Here is a 14,851-nt window from a genome sequence, read left to right on the forward strand (position 1 = left end):
TTAAATCTGGCAGCTATCTAATTTCATAACGTTTTAGCAAATTTGTTCAGGCAATCCAGAGCGCGTTTCTCTTGAACAACTGCCCCGATGTCACGTGCAAGCTGCAGGGCTTGATTTGCCTCGGCGACAGCTTGGTCAAGGTCGCCACGGGCGGCCAATGCTTTGGCGCGCACACGGTGATATTCTGGCTTGTTCAGCATCTCTCCACGCTCCCACCCGGGCGTGCAAACATGTTCAAGCCGGTTCAGGGCATCCTCGATATGACCCTGATCGATCAACAGCTCGGACAGGACAATCTGGTTTTGCGGGAAGGTAAAGTTGCCGCCAGCCTGGGACACAAGGTCCATATAGGTCCCGACACGAGCAGCCCCCCCGATCACGTCACCTTTGCCCGCCTGAGCCAGACCCAGATAGATATCCTGCATTGCGTGAAGATACAGGAACCCTTCTTCGTCCGCGATCCGACGCGCTTCGTTCATCGTATCGTCCAGCAAGTCCCATTCGCCCGCATACGGAAGGAACATCGACGACGCGCCCATAATGTAGACAAGGTTGGGGGCGTGTTCGAACGGCTTGCTGATTTCGATCGACTTCAGGCGGGCCTCTTCGGCCTCGTCGAATTTGCCAAGCTGCCACAGAAGACAGCCCTGAATGGCAAAGAACGACGCGCTGGTCGAGGACTGGGTCATCGGCATCATGGCCATGTCAAGCTCGGGCGTGATCAGGGCAAGGCCCCGTTCAAGCTGTCTTTCGCAATCGGCGAACTCGCCGCGGAAATAATGAGTATAGCTGAGCGCTCGAGCAGCAAGGACGTTTGTAACCGGATCCGGTGCAAGGCTGGCCATGCCGTCAAGGGCCTGCGCCATCTCAAGTGCGCGGTTCATCTGGCCCGACACAAAGAAATGCGTCCATCGGCAGAAGGTCGCGGCAAACAGGGTTTCGCCCGCACCCAGCGCCTGTGCAAGATGCATCGCACGGGCTGCGGTCTGCCCAACCTGTGTGGATGACCAACCGTGTATCGCCATGAACGCAGGCAACACATTCATCTGAACGCCAAGCTCTACCCCATCTCGTTCGGGACCGCCGGGCATCGTTTCGATATTGCGCAATGCGGCCTGAAAAGCGGCAATCGCCGGTAGGTTCGCAAGGCGGCTGAGGGCCTGTTCACCCGCCAGAACCCAGTGGGTAACAGCCTCGCCCTTAAGACCGCCTAGATCGCAGTGATGCGCCACGGTATCCGGTGTCGGGTTACCAAAAGCCTTGTGACCGGCCAGCAATTCTTTGGCAATTTTCAGGTGAATCTGTTCCCGGTCTTCAAGTAAAAGCGACTGGTACGCTGTGTCCTGCACCAGCGCATGGTGGAACGTGTAAGTCGGCGCCCCGGCTTCGCTGGTGATGGATACCAGACCTGCACCGATCAGTTGGATCAATGCCGATTCCACATCCGTGTCCTTGGGCGCTACCGCATGGATCATCGCCGACGTGAAGCTGCGGCCAATCACGGATCCCAACTGCGCTACAGGTCGCGCATTTTCCATCCGGTCCAGCCGCGACATCAGCGAGTCATGAAGAGTTGCAGGGATACTGAGGGTTCCCATTACCCCGGCGTCGATGGGCACGTCCTGCGGCAGCTGATCCAGAACCGCCTTGGTCATTTCCTCGATATAAAGCGGCACGCCATCGGCTTTTTCGACAATCTGTCTGACCAAAGTGACCGGCAGGCTGCGCGGTACGGCAACACGGCGCACCAGTTCAGACGCTTCGAGAACCGAAAGAGGTGTCAATTCGACGATTGACGCGCGGCCTTCAAAATGTTCCGGAGGCTCGTATTCAGGGCGGTGCGTCAGAACCACAAGGATGGGCAACTGGTCCAAGGCGTCGATCAGCGCGTCCAAGGCATCCAGCGTGGTTGCGTCCGCCCAGTGCACATCTTCGAATACCAACAGCAATGACCCGCGTTCATCGCAGATGCTCCCGGCACAGCGGATCAGCAAGTCCAAAGATTTGCGGGCTTTCTTGATCGGATCGGGTTCGACCGGAGCGTCAGTTTCAAACCCGGCCAAATCCAATAGCAGCGCAGCATCTTCTTCGGTCAAACGAGAGGCGTTTTTCGCGTATTCCCTGATCGACTCGGTTACCTTGTCGGTATCAGTCTCATCCCCTGCAAACCGTCGAAGCTCGGCACGTAGCGGGTGCAGGGGCAAACTGGCAAGATGCGGGACACATTGCAGGGTCATAGGCCTTTGTCCCAGCGTTTTGCTGAGGGAATTGATCAGGCGCGATTTCCCGATACCGGCCGGGCCACCAACCAGCGCAACCTGACCCGATCCGCGCAGCACATGATCCCAAAGCCCTGTCAGGCCGGTCAGGTCGTCTTCGCGGGCAACCAATTTGACCGTGGACTTGCCGGTGCGCGCGTCGAACCGGCTGGCGGCGATCTTTTCGTCAATAACGCGGAAGACCGAGCGCTCACCATCAAATCCCTTCAATTCGTGATTGCCGCGCGGTTCAAAGTTAAAGGCCCCTTTTGTCAGGCGCCATGTCTCGGACGAGACGACAACTTCACCGGGATTGGCCAATCCCTGAAGGCGTGAGGCAAGGTTGGCCGTTTCGCCAACAATGAAATCCTGTGTTCCCAGGCTGGCAGAGGAAACAACCCCGACAACGACAACTCCGGTTGCGATTCCCGCGCGCAGGTCCAGGTTTTCACCGAACTTGTTTTCCAGATTCTGAACCGCTTCGATGGTTTCCAAAACCGCACGCACCGCGCGCTCGGTATCATCTTCAGTGGCTTTCGGATATCCGAAATACATCATGATGCCATCGCCCTGCTTATAAGCCAGGTGGCATCCGTGTTGTTTCATCGTGCCGATGGCGGTGTCCAGATACAGATTCATGATCTGCATCAGCTCTTCCGGATCATGCCGCTGTGCTAATTGCGTGGACCCGACCAGATCGCAGAATACAAGCGTCAGCTGTCGCCGTTCGGCCACGCGGGACATTGCGGGTTTGTCGGACGCTTCCTGAAGCTTCAGTTCTGCCTGTGTTTGCCGAAAACGTTTCCTTTGACCGACTGTCAAACCCAGATCTCGAAGTTCCGGGTCTGTCAATTCGTCCAATATTACGTCGTCTATCCCTTCTTCGAGAAACCGCGCGCTGAAGTCATGTAGATCGGCGTTTTGCAGAATAGTTGAAAGGCGTGTGGATTTCCCGATGACAGTCGTCATTGATCAGCGCTTGCCCCCTGGTACTTCTTCGGCACATCGTTGCATGCCTCATTCGCGTCGATATCGCGCCGAATCCAAAAGATTGACGTGGTATCAGACCAATTTGGTAACAAGTGTGGCAGATGTCGGGCCGAATTGCTATGATATTGCGGTCAAGCCTCCCAAATGAATGGTTTTGTTGTCAAATCGGAACCAGCCCGGTGTGGTCGCACCACTCAGACGCAATTTCGGTCGGTCCGAGGTTAATTGGCACCAGATACAAGGCCTCAGGGATTCAGGTTAATCCGGCCGGAAACCAGTGGTCTGACCGGATGGCCGTAAATATGCCGGTTGGTCACAAATGCGTCGCGAGCCCTTTCGCGGGCCATAGCTCTTGGATAAAAGAATAACGCGCCAGCACCGAAACGCCGGCCTTCGATGTCTTCATTGAATTACCGGGAGAATACCTGTGACGTCTTTCCGCCTGGCGAAACTAGCGATCCTTTGTCTTGGCATTCCAACCATGTCCCTTGCGCAATCCGCCGAGGACCCAAGCGCTGGGCTGTTGATGGAACTGAACAATCTGCAACAGGTCGATGGCAACTGCCGACTGTCATTTCTGTTGCAAAATCAGACCGGTGCCGAGATTGAGGCCGCCAATTATGAAACCGTGATCTTCAACTCTGAGGGCAATGTTGTCAGCCTGTCGCTGTATAATTTCCGCGATATTCCTGCGGGACGTCTGCGGGTGCGGCAGTTCAGCATCGCGGACATGAGCTGCGGCGATGTTGGGCGGATTCTGATCAACGGATCCAATACATGTACGGTCGAAGGCGCCGAAAGCGATCTTTGCGACGAAGCCCTTACGCTAAACAACCGAACAGATGTGGAGTTTCTCAGATGAGCCCGCTTGATGCTTTGCGTGAAATTGTTGCCCTTGGCGGGCCAGTGGTTGCGGTCCTGATCGCCATGTCGATCGTGACGCTGGCCGTCACGCTGTACAAGCTTTGGCAGTTCACGGTTTCCGGTGTCGGTCGGCACAAGATCCTGTCCCAGGCGCTTGCGGCCTGGGATGCCGGTGACACGCAAGCCGCAAGGGCCAAGCTGGCGGAAAGCCGCAGCTATCTTGCGCCGCTGGTCAGCACTGCCATGGATGCGCCCATCATGCCCGGGTTGGACCAAAGGCTGGATGCCGAGGCCGGGTTGGCCTTGGCGGGCCTTGAACGCGGCTTTCGCCTGCTGGACACCGTGGCACAGCTGGCGCCTCTGCTGGGCCTGTTCGGCACCGTCCTTGGCATGATCGAAGCGTTCCAGAGCCTTCAGACTGCCGGATCGTCGGTTGATCCCTCGCTGCTTGCGGGCGGTATCTGGGTAGCGCTGGTCACCACAGCGGTTGGTCTGGCCGTGGCGATGCCGACCTCGATGGTTCTGTCCTGGTTCGAAAGTCGCACTGCGCGCGAACGGGTTTTTGCCGACAAGGCCTTGAGGACCGTTCTTGTTCCGGGGCGGGGATCGTCAGACTCTGCCCAGGTGGCCGCTGTCCCAACGACAGCAGATCATGCGTAATTCTGCACCATTTGTGCGACGGCCAATGTCGATGACGCCGCTCATCGACATCATATTTCTCTTGTTGCTCTTTTTCATGCTGACCTCGACATTCTCGAAATATGCCGAGATCGAATTAAGCAGCGCCACCGGTGGCGCCTCTGTCGACGAAGTTACGGGTCAGCGGGTGTTTCTGCAGTTGGGCTCAGAGCGCCTGATCCTGAACGGTGTGCCGGTCACATTGGACGACGTGGTCGAACAGGTGAACACCGGTCAGGTCCTGGTCAGCCTCGACCCCGATACAACCTCGCAAAGGCTGGTCAATCTGCTGGTACGGTTGCGTGGCCGTGACGGGTTGAGCGTTCTGGTGCTGGAGTGAGGCGATGATCCGCAATCTTCGACCCCGCCGCAAACGCGATTCGACCATTGCTTTGATCAATGTCGTGTTTCTGATGCTGATCTTCTTTTTGATCACCGGAACGATAGCGCCGCCGCTGGATCCGGATCTGCAACTTGTGGATACGTCAGAACTGGATGGCAGTGAGCCTCCCGACGCATTGGTTCTGCACAAGAACGGATTGCTCAGCTTTCGGGGCCGCCCGATGACCCCCGAAGTTTATATGGCCGGTCGCGACCCCGCGCCGGTGCGCATCGTGCCCGACCGTGAAGCACCGGGCCACCGGCTGATCGAGGTGACCGGCACTTTGCGGCGGCTGGGGGCAACCTCAGTCTTTGTAGTGACCGAAAAGGCGCTGGAATGATCAGACGCTCGGTTGTCATTGCGACTATTGCGGTCCTGGTGTCGCTGTTGATTCACTTAGTCGGGTTGAGCGTGACGGCGCCCCGTCTGACTGAAACCACGGAACCTGCAAGCCCGGCCGATGCCATCGCGCTGGGCAATGAGTTCGAAGAGATTGCCGATGTCGTTGCGGACCCGGTTGAGCCCGAGCCTGCCCCAGAATCCGAACTGGAACCGGAAGAGCCGCTGGCGCCCGAACCGGAACCCGAAGAAGTGCCGGTCAGCGAAGCATTGGTCGCCTCTGATAACCCTCAGCAGGTCCCTTCACCCGATCTGGGCAAGTCCGAAATTGTGCGCCCCGTGGTGACGGAAACGGTTGAGCCGTCTGAAACCGCGTCTGAGACTCCTTCGGAGACGAATGAGGCCGCCAGCCAAGACACGGATGCCACGCCTCTGGCCGAACCCAGTGAACAGGCCGAAACACCGGAGGGAGAGCCCGAAGCCAGCCCGGAGCAAGCCGAAGAACAGGCAGCGCTTGACCCGGCCTTGACCGAGGTTCCAACGCCCGAACCATCACCGGTTCCAGAGATACCGCTGATAGCTGAGACGCCCGAGGTCGACATCCCACTTGTCGAACCCGAACCTGAGGCGGAAGAAGAGACAGAGACGGCACTGACTTCTTCGGTGCGTCCGAAGCTACCGGATCAACGGCCTAGTTCCAAACCGCAGGGCGTCTTGCCGGGCTCCAACGATTTCAGTGATCTGCGGTTCCCTGAGAAAGAAGTCGAATCCCCGCTGTCGCAGTACAAACGCGCGGGGATTGACCCGTTCACACGCGGCAACACCAGTGCCGGTTCAGGGGGAAGGGGGCCAGGCAATTCCAGCAAAACCAACTATGCTGGCCGTGTGCTCATGCATCTGAACCGGGCGCCTTTGGTCTATGTTTCGGCGCGCGGTTTCGCTCAGGTCTTTTTTCAGATCAACCCGGATGGAACCTTGGCCTTTGTCGATGTGGTCGACAGCTCTGGATCCCCCGAAGTCGACCGTGCTGCCAAGGCGCAGGTTCGCGCGGCGTCGCCTTTCCCGTTGCCCCCTGGCGGTGTCAGCCGCAGCCTGTCATTTTTCTATAGCAGCAACTAGCATATGGTGCCGTAGCAGGATCGCATCCGACCCGAGGCGCGGCTGGGCATTATGCCGTCTGAATGGGCGTGGTCTTGGACGAGGCAATACCCGGAACGCGGAATCTCAGATTGCGACTCACCTGAAATTGGGCTGCAGTCACAACAGGGCTAGGGACCGAGAATCCCTGAATCATGCGACCTGTCAATAATTCCCGGTTTAAAGAGGTGGTCTGGCTTTTTTGCGTTCAAATTTTTGTAACGTTTCCAATGGGCGAACAAAGTGCTCGAAAAGCTTGAATATCTGCGCCCTGCGGCCTTTTTGCCCGGTGCAAAGTGGCAACACCGTTGCAGGCAGAGGGCGTGGAAAATCCCGTCTCGCTATTGTGCCCATGTTGAAATTATTCGACGAATTTAGCCGCCGCTTCGGTGGCACTACTCCTCTCAAAACTTATGGATTAACCATGAAAAACGTACTCATCGCATCGACCGCGCTGATTGCAACCGCCAGTGTTGCTGCCGCGGAAGTCAAATTCAGCGGCTATGGCCGCTTTGGTCTGGGCTATGAAGAAGACCGTTCAGCAACCACCACCACAACGACCGCGTCTGGTGCGGTCAATTCAAACAACGCCTCGACCGACGATACCATTTTGGTGTCGCGTTTTCGTCTGAACATCGACGCCAGTGCCGAAACAGATGGCGGCGTTGAATTCCAGGGCCGTGTTCGTCTGCAGGCGGATGACGATTCAAGCACCGGCGAGCAGAACGAAGCTGGCCTGAATGGCGCCCGTTTCTCGGTTATCTATGGCGGCCTGCGTGTTGACGCCGGTAACGTTTCGGGTTCGTTCGACAACCTGGATGACTACTTCGGTACCGAGCCGGGCCTGGAAGAATTCCTGGGTCAGTATTCGGGCGTGAACTATTCCTTCCTGGAATACAGCTCAACCGGCACGGGCGCGAATGCTGTGTTCTTCCGCTACACCGTTGGCGATCTGGCATTCTCGGCATCCTATGACCAGGACACGAAATTCCTGGGCGCAGGCATCACTGACGACCGTGACCGCTGGGACGTAAGCGCATCTTACACCTTCAACAACTTCACCGCCTCGCTGGCATATGGTGAAACTGATGAAGGCGCAGGCGTTGACAAGGAAAGCCTGACTGTTCTGACCCTTGGTGCAGAACTGGGCGATTTCTACGGCACCCTGTTCGTGGCTGACGATGACGTCAACAACGACGCCGAAGACGGCACCGCTTATGGTTTCTCGGTCGCCTATGATCTGGGTGCGGCAACCACGCTGCAGCTGGTTTACGGTGACGGTTCGGCTGACGACGACACCCGCAACATCGGTGTTGGCGCCATCTACGACCTGGGTGGCGGTGTATCGCTGCGTGGTGCAGTTGGCGAGATCAAAGACGGCGACGACGACGGCAAGATCCGTGCCGACTTTGGTGCTCAGTTCAACTTTTAAGCTGATCTGAACCAGATTGATCTAAGGGCGGGCCTTCGGGTTCGCCCTTTTTCTGTCTGACTATTTCTTTTCAAAGAACAAAATGACCTCACCCAGCCGGATGCCATAGCGCGAGACATAGGCCCGGTTCAGCAGCCGGTCATCGCTCAGCAGCCACATCCAGTCATCGAAATCGACCCGCATGGTCCCGTCCTTGACGGGCAGGTCGATCTTGTAGGTCCAGTTGAAGGTATCGCCACGCTCGATCCCGCTGGCGGTGCCCAGCACGCCGGGGGCTGTGCCGGTCCAGGTATCCTCGCCGGTTTTGGTCAGGGTCCAGACGCGCTGCTCGGTCGCGCCGTCGTCATAGACGAAATCCTCGATCAGGGTCAGCGTCTCGCCATCCCATGTACCATTGATATCAACAGTGAACCGGCGTGGCACATTGCCCAGAACATCCTGAAATTGACCATAGGCCACAGTCTGACCCTCAAAGAACTTTTCCAGGTTCAACTGCCGATCGGACAAAAAGGTCTTGGGAGTTCGGGGTTTGGCGGAGCAGGCAGCCAGAACGGTCAGCCCCAGAACAGCAAGGCCCGCGATGACAAGACGACGTGGTTTCATTGCAGCACCCGTGTTTCAGCGGCGGTGTCATGGCCATTCGCCCGGTCCAGATAGGTTGATTTGGTGGAGGGCGCCGGGCGCATGGTGGCGATCAGCTCGGCGACTTTGATGCCGAACTTTCGCATCTCGGACCGGTTCATGATCACGCCACTTTCCGTCAGGTACATCCAGTCGGTCACGTCCAGCGTGTGTCCCCCTGCGTCCTCGGGCAGGATGATCTTGTAGGTCAACTTTACGGTCGAGCCCGAGACCGTGCCGCGCCCTTCGCCCACGATGTCATCTGCTGTCGCGATGAATGTGTTTCCTGTGCCCAGAGTCAGATACCATTTGCGGGCCATCTTCTTGCCGTTGGAATAGGTGAAATTCTCGGTCAGAGTGCCTGTGTTGCCGTCCCATTCCCCGACCATACGGGCGACAAAGCTGTTCGACATCTTACCGTCGGGGCCATAGATCAGCCCTTCGGACAGGATCTCCCCGTTCAGGTTTTCCGTCATCTTAAACGCGGGGCCGGTGCCGCTGTAATCCTCAGGCGATTGGGCCCTAAAGCTGAGATAGCGCCCTTTTGCGATGGACAGGGCGAAGATGATGAGCAGGGCTATAGCAAGTAGTTTCATTTGGCTGAGACCTCAGTTGGCAGCGTCAGGACCATTCCAAACGCGCCGAGTTTCAGGATGCAGGGCAAAATGGCATAGGCGAGGTTGAGCGTTCGCAGCGCCTCGGCTGAATTTGCCTGTCCCGGGGTGAATCCGCTGCGTTCCAGCAATGGCAGGGTGAAGAAGGCCGCCAGGGCTAGCCCCAGCTTACCCGCGAAAGACCAGATGCCGAATGCGGCGGATGCGTTCAGACCTGCGCGTGTCAGAGCTACCGAGAACATGGCCGGCAGCACCACCATATCCGCCCCAAGTGCGGCGCCCGATGCAATACAGATCAGGGCGAACCCGGCAAGGCTGCCGGTTGACAGCGTCGCGGCGCTGACAAAGGCCGCAATCGACAGCGGCATGGCGATCATTAGGGTCTGTTTCGGGCCAATCCGATTGCTGAGCCGCGCCCAAAGGGGCAAGCTTGCCCCCGCGCTGAGGAAGAACAAGATCAACAGCGGTCCTGCCATGCCTGGCAGTTGCAGCCGGTCTTCGACAAAAAACAGAAACAGAGTCGAGGTGATGGCGACCGGCAAGCTGTTGATCAGCGCAAGAACCAGCAGGCGCAACGCACCGGCATCGCCGAGCCCGGAAAAGGTCAGGGCTTGTCCGGTTATCGGCGCGCGTCGCCAGATCGGGGCCGTCAGGACAAAGGTCAGAATGGCGATGAGGCCCAAAAACAGCCCGAACGCAGGATAGCCCTGCGCCTGCGCGCCAAAGGCAACAAACAGCGCGGGGGCAGTTGCGGCAAGTATCACGCCGGTTAGCTGCCCGCCCTCGCGATAGGCGGCGAGTGTCATCAGCTCGGACGGGGAGGGCGTTTTGGCCAACGTGGCGCTGCGGCCATAGAGCAGGATGGTTCCCAGGCTGTAGGCTGAAAACAGCAGGATAAGGATGGCTACCAAACTGGCAACGGACGCGCCCTCAGACAGAGTGAACAGCAGCGGGAAGCCAACGGCCAGCCCAAGTGCGGCGAGGGCAGCAAACAAAAGCTGGCCACCAGGCCACCGGTCAATCGCCCAGCCAATCAGGGGATCCTGCACAAGGTCAACCAAACGGATCAGCAACAGGATGGCGCCGATCACCCCAAGGCCAATGCCCAGATTGACCGCCGCAAAACGCGGCAGGTGAATGTAAAGCGGGATGCCTGCAGCGGCGAGCATCAACGCATAGAGACTGACCCGGGGATACAGCATCACTGACCCTTCAACTGCCGGGTAAAGTTGGCCGATCTGGTGTTGCTGCCAAGAAAGATCGACATGAATGCGCGCGTGATACCCGGGCTCGACAAGGTGCAGGTTCTGCTGCCATTGCGCCAGAACCCGATCTTGTCCGGCCCCTCCGGGATTGCCAGATAGCTGTCGCCTTTGCTGACGGCCTGAAAACAGGCCTGCAACTGATCGGCGGTTGGAGTCGGGTTGCCCTGTCGCACCATTTCGTCAAGCGTCGACTTGATCAGAGCCTTCTGCGCGATGGATTTGCGGTATGTCAGTTTCAGTCCGAACTCTTGATTCCAGTCAAACGGTGCGCCGCCGGGCGTATAAAGCCTGGCATCGTAAACCGGCAAACCCAGGAACCGGAACGTAGAGCTGCCCAGAACTTTTGGATCGCCCAACCGTTCAGCCAAAGGTGACGCCGCTAAACCGCAGGGCAGCACCATCGCCAGCGCCAGAATGGCCTGGCGCAACAGCTCAAATATCGGCCGCAACAGGGATGGCCGCGATCTGTTCGGGGGTGCCATTGTCTGCTCCGATGGTTTGCGGGCCGCCAGTGATCCGCTCGACGACATGCATGGCGCTGGCAATCCCGTCTTCGTGAAACCCGTGCCGGTTATAGGCGCCCGCAAACCAGGTGCGGTTCTGTCCCTGCATCTCGCGGATTTGCCCCTGTGCCCAAAGTGCGGCCTTGTCAAAAACCGGATGGGCGAATTCGACCTGATCATAGATCTTGTCGGCGGCGATCTCGGATGAGGCGTTCAGCGTCACAAACAGCGGGTCACTGTCGGGAATATTCTGCAGCCTGTTCATCCAATAGGTCACCCCGACATTCCCGGCCTGCGAGCGATAGGTCCAGCTGGACCAACAGGCTCGGCGTTTGGGCATCTGCGACGGATCGCAATGCAGGATGGCCGTGTTGGGCTGATACCGGATCGCGCCAAGCGCGGCTGCTTCGGCTCGGGTGGCATCCTGGCCCAGAATGGCAAGGGATTGATCCGAGTGGGTGGCCAGAATGATCTCATCATACTGATCCGACTGGCCTTGGCTGTGAACGGTCACGCCTATCTCATTGCGCTGAACCCTCTGAACGGGGCTGGCCAGACGTATTTCGGCCCCGCGGGCACGCAGGGTGGCGTCAATCCGGCGGACATATTCAATGCTGCCGCCCTTGACGGTGTACCATTGGTGCTGATTGGCGCGGCCATTGGCCAGCAGAGCGTGATTGCGAAAGAACTGCACCAGCGACCGCGCCGGGAATTGATCCACAAATTCAACTGGGGTCGACCAGATCGCTCCGCACATGGGCATCAGGTAATTGTGCCGAAACCAGTGCCCCAACCGCAGCTGATCAACCAGCTCTCCGATCGTTGTGTCATCGTCCTTGGCTGCGTCCGGGGCCTCTCTGCCAAAACGCAGGATGTCGGCGATCATCTTGTAATAGGCCGGCCGCGCAAGATTGCGTTTCTGCGCCGTAAGAGTGCGCAGGTTGTTCAGCCCGTATTCGATGCGCCCATTGTCGATGGTCGCACCAAAGCTCATCTCGGATTTTTCGACAGGCACGTTCAGCGTATCGAACAACCGTGTCAGGTAAGGGTAGGTGGCATAGTTGAAGACGATAAAACCGGTATCGACGGGTTGATCGTCATTTTTGCCCGCCACGACCGTGCGGGCATGCCCGCCAAGCCTGGGTTCAGCCTCAAAGAGTGTCACGTCATTGTTTTCGGAAAGATAATAAGCCGCTGAAAGGCCTGAAATGCCTGCGCCAACTATGGCGATTTTTTTCCTGCCCCTTTGGGTTTCGTCGAACATGATAGCCTCGTTACGTGACGTTTTGATAATGAATACGCAGTAGGAGCAGGATTGGATCATTCAAGACAGGGGTTTTTCGGGTGCGGCTGCAATTTAGCGGCCTCACCGCGAGCAACCGAAGGTGATCCAAACTGGCCGTGTAACCGTATTGAAATAACACAATTCAGAAATGGTCGGCATGAACAGCTTTGACGGGAAAACTTATTGGATAGTTGGCGCAAGCGAAGGTTTGGGTCGTGCTTTGGCGCAAGCTCTTAGCAATCGCGGCGCCCGGGTGATCCTGTCGGCGCGAAACGCGAAACGCCTGGATGAAATCTGCAGCATTCTGCCAAATTCAAAAGCCATTCGATGCGATGTCTCCGATTTAGACTCTGTTCGACGTGCCGCTTCCGCTGTCGGAAAGGTGGATGGCCTTATCTATAATGCCGGGGCTTATGACCCGATGCGCAGCACCGAGTGGAACACCGAGGCCGCTCTTCGGATGTCCGATGTTAATTTTCAGGGCGCTTTGCGGGTTCTGGGCGAAATACTTCCTGGGTTTGTTAAGGCCGGGCAGGGGGAGATCACGCTGATCGGGTCGCTGTCCGGCTATCATGGCCTGCCATCTGCAGTCGGGTATGGTGCCAGCAAGGCGGCTTTGATTTCACTGGCAGAAACCATGCGGCATGATCTGGCGGGTTCGGGCGTCACGGTTCGGATCGTAAATCCCGGCTTCATCAAGACTCGCCTGACCGAAAAGAACAGTTTCAGGATGCCGATGCTGATGACGCCTCAGGGCGCGGCCCAGCATGTGGTTCGGGCAATGTCCCGCCACAGATTCCGCACAGACTTCCCAGCTCCGTTTTCATGGCTGATCCGCCTTGTGGGCTATTTGCCGGATTGGGTGATATATCGCGGAAGATAGGCCCTAACATTGGGGTTTTGGGCTTCTGCCAGGCTTAACCGCAGGTCAGATTCTGTATGATCCCCGAGCCGTCCACAAAGACGTTCAACCGGTCGATGCGATAATCCTGTGTGGCGATGTCATCGGGGCCTAAAACGCGCGACCGTTCGGGTAATTGCGACTGAATGGTCGATACAGGCTTGCCAATCGCATCGGCAAATGGCTCTCCTCTGCAAAAAGCCAAATCGACCGGGGCGGGTTCAAGTGGCAGTGGCGCGTCCTCAGGAGCGGGCGACTCCGTACATGCGACCAGCAAAATCAAAACAGGGGTCAAACGGCGCATTGGCGCTCCTCTTTCTGGCAATGTCGTTTCTGTAATATCAAATATTTAGCATTGCTGCCATCAAAGCGCAGTTGAAAAAACCCTGCATTTAACGCAGGGTCAGGCCAAATTTGACTGGGAGAAGTACATCATGCGCACCCGTGCCGCTGTCGCCGTTCAGGCGGGCAAACCTTTGGAAGTGATGGATGTGAACCTCGAAGGCCCCAAGGCGGGCGAGGTTCTGGTCGAGATCAAGGCGACCGGCATTTGCCACACCGACGAATTCACCCTGTCGGGTGCAGACCCCGAAGGCCTGTTCCCCGCCATTCTGGGCCATGAAGGCGCAGGTGTGGTGGTCGAGGTCGGCCCGGGCGTGACCAGCCTGAAGCCGGGCGATCACGTGATCCCGCTTTACACCCCCGAGTGTCGCGAATGTGAATACTGCCTGCATCCCAAAACCAACCTGTGTCAGGCGATCCGTTCGACGCAGGGCCAAGGGTTGATGCCCGATGGCACCTCTCGGTTCTCGACGCTGGATGGTGATCCGATCCTGCATTACATGGGCTGCTCGACCTTTGCCAACCACACGGTCCTGCCGGAAATCGCGCTTGCCAAAGTGCGCCCGGACGCGCCTTTCGACAAGATCTGCTATATCGGTTGCGGCGTGACCACCGGCATCGGCGCGGTGATCAACACCGCCAAGGTCGAGATCGGCAGCCGCGCCATTGTCTTTGGTCTGGGTGGCATCGGCCTGAACGTGATCCAGGGCCTGCGACTGGCAGGGGCCGACCAGATCGTCGGCGTCGACTTGAACCCCTCCAAGGTGGAAATGGCCACCCGGTTCGGTATGACCGATTTCGTGAACCCGTCCGAGGTCGAAGGCGATCTGGTGCCTTATCTGGTCAATCTGACCAAGGGCGGCGCAGATTACACCTTTGACGCAACGGGCAATGTCGGCGTGATGCGCACGGCGCTGGAATCGGCGCATAAGGGCTGGGGCGAGTCGATCATAATCGGCGTGGCACCTGCAGGGGCCGAGATCTCGACCCGCCCGTTCCAGTTGGTCACCGGTCGGTCCTGGCGCGGTACGGCCTTTGGCGGCGCCCGTGGCCGCACGGATGTGCCCAAGATCGTCGATTGGTACATGGAAGGTAAGATCGAGATCGACCCGATGATCACCCACACCATGGGCCTGGACGACATCAACCATGGGTTCGACCTGATGCATAAGGGCGAAAGCATCCGCTCGGTTGTGGTTTACTAAGGTTCTAATCCAGACGGAAAAGTTGTTACGGCGCG

Annotated in this window: 15 protein-coding genes; 8 read left to right on the top strand and 7 right to left on the bottom strand. The window is 57.9% G+C overall.

From position 1 onward, the window contains the following. Positions 1-23: 23 nt before the first annotated feature. Entirely contained in the window at positions 24-3,227 is a 3,204-nt protein-coding gene (locus AC2FIP_RS14070) for an adenylate/guanylate cyclase domain-containing protein (RefSeq protein WP_496786896.1), read from the bottom strand. 448 nt (positions 3,228-3,675) lie between these two features. Here AC2FIP_RS14070 and AC2FIP_RS14075 point away from each other — a divergent pair, with 448 nt between their 5' ends. The 6 genes from AC2FIP_RS14075 (at position 3,676) to AC2FIP_RS14100 (ending at position 8,080) form a co-directional block, all read left to right on the top strand. After that, entirely contained in the window at positions 3,676-4,110 is a 435-nt protein-coding gene (locus AC2FIP_RS14075; RefSeq protein WP_496786898.1) for a hypothetical protein, read from the top strand. After that, positions 4,107-4,772 (top strand): MotA/TolQ/ExbB proton channel family protein, encoded by a 666-nt coding sequence (locus AC2FIP_RS14080; protein ID WP_496697937.1) that lies wholly within the window; start codon positions 4,107-4,109, stop codon positions 4,770-4,772. Before AC2FIP_RS14075 ends, AC2FIP_RS14080 begins: the two co-directional genes overlap by 4 nt. Further along, on the top strand, positions 4,765-5,130 hold the full coding sequence (locus tag AC2FIP_RS14085) for a biopolymer transporter ExbD (RefSeq protein ID WP_496703416.1): 366 nt from the start codon (positions 4,765-4,767) through the stop codon (positions 5,128-5,130). Before AC2FIP_RS14080 ends, AC2FIP_RS14085 begins: the two co-directional genes overlap by 8 nt. Positions 5,131-5,134: 4 nt before the next feature. Then, positions 5,135-5,512 (top strand): ExbD/TolR family protein, encoded by a 378-nt coding sequence (locus tag AC2FIP_RS14090; protein WP_496697933.1) that lies wholly within the window; start codon positions 5,135-5,137, stop codon positions 5,510-5,512. Further along, positions 5,509-6,630: an energy transducer TonB family protein gene (locus tag AC2FIP_RS14095; RefSeq protein ID WP_496786900.1), complete on the top strand. Its 1,122-nt coding sequence runs from the start codon at positions 5,509-5,511 to the stop codon at positions 6,628-6,630. Before AC2FIP_RS14090 ends, AC2FIP_RS14095 begins: the two co-directional genes overlap by 4 nt. A gap of 442 nt (positions 6,631-7,072) precedes the next feature. After that, complete coding sequence (locus AC2FIP_RS14100) at positions 7,073-8,080, top strand: porin (RefSeq protein ID WP_496678480.1); 1,008 nt, start codon at positions 7,073-7,075, stop codon at positions 8,078-8,080. A 60-nt stretch (positions 8,081-8,140) separates the two neighbouring features. On the opposite strand, the gene AC2FIP_RS14105 is transcribed toward AC2FIP_RS14100, so the two are convergent. The 5 genes from AC2FIP_RS14105 to AC2FIP_RS14125 are packed head-to-tail and all read right to left on the bottom strand — an operon-like array spanning position 8,141 to position 12,347. Further along, positions 8,141-8,683, bottom strand: coding sequence for a DUF3833 domain-containing protein (locus AC2FIP_RS14105; protein WP_496786902.1), 543 nt, complete (start codon positions 8,681-8,683; stop codon positions 8,141-8,143). After that, on the bottom strand, positions 8,680-9,297 hold the full coding sequence (locus AC2FIP_RS14110) for a DUF3833 domain-containing protein (protein ID WP_281995739.1): 618 nt from the start codon (positions 9,295-9,297) through the stop codon (positions 8,680-8,682). The genes AC2FIP_RS14105 and AC2FIP_RS14110 overlap by 4 nt, the downstream gene beginning before the upstream one ends. Next, positions 9,294-10,517: an MFS transporter gene (locus tag AC2FIP_RS14115; protein ID WP_496786905.1), complete on the bottom strand. Its 1,224-nt coding sequence runs from the start codon at positions 10,515-10,517 to the stop codon at positions 9,294-9,296. Before AC2FIP_RS14115 ends, AC2FIP_RS14110 begins: the two co-directional genes overlap by 4 nt. After that, positions 10,517-11,062, bottom strand: a complete 546-nt coding sequence (locus AC2FIP_RS14120) for a hypothetical protein (RefSeq protein ID WP_496786907.1) — start codon at positions 11,060-11,062, stop codon at positions 10,517-10,519. The genes AC2FIP_RS14115 and AC2FIP_RS14120 overlap by 1 nt, the downstream gene beginning before the upstream one ends. After that, positions 11,013-12,347 (bottom strand): NAD(P)/FAD-dependent oxidoreductase, encoded by a 1,335-nt coding sequence (locus AC2FIP_RS14125; protein ID WP_496786909.1) that lies wholly within the window; start codon positions 12,345-12,347, stop codon positions 11,013-11,015. Before AC2FIP_RS14125 ends, AC2FIP_RS14120 begins: the two co-directional genes overlap by 50 nt. A 178-nt stretch (positions 12,348-12,525) precedes the next feature. Between AC2FIP_RS14125 and AC2FIP_RS14130 the strand changes: the two genes are divergently transcribed. After that, positions 12,526-13,251 (top strand): SDR family NAD(P)-dependent oxidoreductase, encoded by a 726-nt coding sequence (locus tag AC2FIP_RS14130; protein ID WP_496786911.1) that lies wholly within the window; start codon positions 12,526-12,528, stop codon positions 13,249-13,251. A 34-nt stretch (positions 13,252-13,285) separates the two neighbouring features. Here the strand turns inward: AC2FIP_RS14130 and AC2FIP_RS14135 are convergent, their stop codons facing one another. After that, positions 13,286-13,573: an I78 family peptidase inhibitor gene (locus AC2FIP_RS14135; RefSeq protein ID WP_496678465.1), complete on the bottom strand. Its 288-nt coding sequence runs from the start codon at positions 13,571-13,573 to the stop codon at positions 13,286-13,288. A 130-nt stretch (positions 13,574-13,703) separates the two neighbouring features. Between AC2FIP_RS14135 and AC2FIP_RS14140 the strand changes: the two genes are divergently transcribed. Next, positions 13,704-14,816, top strand: coding sequence for an S-(hydroxymethyl)glutathione dehydrogenase/class III alcohol dehydrogenase (locus tag AC2FIP_RS14140; RefSeq protein WP_142638535.1), 1,113 nt, complete (start codon positions 13,704-13,706; stop codon positions 14,814-14,816). The last annotated feature ends 35 nt before the right edge of the window (positions 14,817-14,851 follow it).

Source organism: Ruegeria sp. CDSB114, from assembly GCF_059611025.1.